Annotated in this window: 1 protein-coding gene and 1 pseudogene; both read left to right on the forward strand. The window is 77.0% G+C overall.

The annotated features are described in order from the left end of the window. The first annotated feature begins 45 nt into the window (after window positions 1-45). Window positions 46-594 carry a sugar kinase gene (locus ACOV8S_RS05175; protein WP_448317356.1) on the forward strand — a complete coding sequence of 183 codons (549 nt, stop codon included), beginning with the start codon at window positions 46-48 and terminating at the stop codon, window positions 592-594. Between the two features lie 232 nt (window positions 595-826). Next, window positions 827-2,256: pseudogene (locus ACOV8S_RS05180) on the forward strand (SNF2 helicase-associated domain-containing protein); the annotation flags it as partial.

The raw sequence follows: 2,256 nt of genomic DNA on the forward strand, positions 1-2,256 counted from the left end.
GGCGGTGACGTCGAGCCGTCCCGCCCGGACGCGCTCCAGGACCCGCTGCTGCTGGCCGGCGACGACCCGGAGGCCCGCCGCAGGGTGATCCGGCGCCGCGCGCTGACGCTGCTGACCATCGTGCTGCTGATCGGCATCCCGGCCGTCTACCTGGTGATCTCCGGCGCCCAGAGCCGGGACAGCGGCAAGGACAAGGAGGCGCGGTACTCCGCGACCGGCCTCACCTGGGGCTGGCCCTCCAAGGTGCAGCGCCGCATCTACCAGGTGCCGATCCCGCACCCGGCGGAGCTGGTCGCCCAGTACGAGACCAACAACTGGCGGACCAGCCGGCTGCACGTCCAGTTCCTGACCACCGACGCGGGCCTGGACACCTTCCTGCGGTCCATGGGCGTCACCCGGGAGGACCTGGTCGAGGGCAGGATCACCATCGGCGACCGCGACCGGAGCACCGCGGGGTGGGAGTTCCGCGGAGCGGGTCCCTGGTACGGGCTGACCCATGCCCAGGAGGACCCGCTCCCCACGCAGGACGTGGTCGTCAACATGTCGGATCCGGCTAACCCGATGGTGTACGTGGTTTCTCGCGCAACGCCCTGACCTGCGGGTACGTCGGGGCGCAGGGGTCGTCCGCCGCAGGTCGCAGGGTGGTGGACGGCCCTGCGTCCGTGTCCGGGGACCGCGGCGCGCGCCGGTTGTCGGAACCCGAACGTAGAGTCGAAAACAGTTGGCGAACGACCCGGCGGAAGAACCCGGCGAAGGAGCCCACCCGGCGCACGACGCCGGCGAACGGCCTCGCGTCAGGGACGTGGCACAGGAGGAGGGCAGAGGCATGCACGGCACCGGCGGCACCACCACGGCACTCGCACGCCTGGCCGCGGTCTTCCTCCCGGCCCCCCTTCCCCGCCAAGGGCGCGTCGCCTTCTGGGACCCGGCCGGTCAGGCGCCGCCCGACGGCGCACCCACCACGGAGCTCACCGTGGTCCGGGCCCACGGAGCGGGCGTCCGCCGTCGCACCGTCCCCGCCGTCGTCCTCCCCGTCGTCGCCGCCCTGCCGCTGCTGGTGCGCGCGCGCCAGGACCCGGGAGCCCATCCCGCCGCCGCCTGCTGGGGCGCCGCCGCGCTGCACGCCCTGGGGCTGGTGGCCCGGGGCCGGCTGCTGCCCGGCCTCACGCCCGAGGGGTACGACGCCTGGCGCGCCGGCCCGCTGGAGCCCGAGGACGCCGCCCACCTGCGGGCGGTCGCCGCAGCGCTCCCGCCCGAGGGCCATGCCGTCCCGCTGCCCGGCCCCGCCCCGCTGCGGCTGCCCGGCCCCGAGGCGCTGGTCCGCGCCTTCGTCGACGCGGGGCCGACGCCCTGCCCCGCACCCCCGCCGCCCCGCACGCCGTCGGCGGCCCGTTCGCCGCACCCGAGGCCCAGCACCTGCCGGGGGCCCACGAATGGGCGGCCGAGGTCGCGTCCGGGATGGACGCCGGGGTCCGCATCTCGCTGCGCCTGGACCTGTCCGCGTTCAGCCTCTTCGACAGCGGCGACTCCGGCGGCGGAGCCACCGGCCCGGCCGGGGAGGGCCGGGAAGCCGGCGCCGTCACCCGCCGCGCGGGCGCCGCCGTCGTCCAGGTGCACAGCCTGGCCGACCCCACGCTGATGGTCGACGCCGCCGCGCTCTGGGCGGGCGAGGCCCCCGACGCCTTCGGCCCCCGGGCGCGCGTCGACGCCGCGCTCGCGATCCGCCGCGCCGCCCGCGTCTGGCCGCCGCTGGAACGCCTCACCGAGCAGCACGTCCCCGACGTGATGGCCCTGGGCGAGGAGGAGGTCGCCGACCTGCTGGGCGTGGCCGCCTCCCGGCTGGCCGCCGCCGGGGTCACCGTCCACTGGCCCCGGGACCTCGCCCAGGACCTCGCGGCCACCGCCGTGGTCCGCTCCGCGCCGGGCTCCGCCACCGACGGCACCGGGTTCTTCGAGAGCGAGGAGCTGCTCCGCTTCGAATGGCAGCTCGCGCTGGGCGGCGAGCCCCTCACCGAGGCCGAGATGGACACCCTGGCCGAGGCCCACCGGCCCGTCGTCCGCCTCCGCGACCGGTGGGTGGTCGTCGACCCCGCTCTGGTCCGCAAGGCGCGCAAGCGCGACCTCGGCCTGCTCGACCCGGTCGACGCGCTCGCCGTGGCCCTCACCGGCTCCGCCGAGGTGGACGGCGAGACCATCGAGGCGGTTCCGGCCGGAGCCCTCGCCGCCCTGCGGGACCGCCTGGTGGCGGGCCCGCAG

The organism is Streptomyces sp. CO7, from assembly GCF_053474865.1.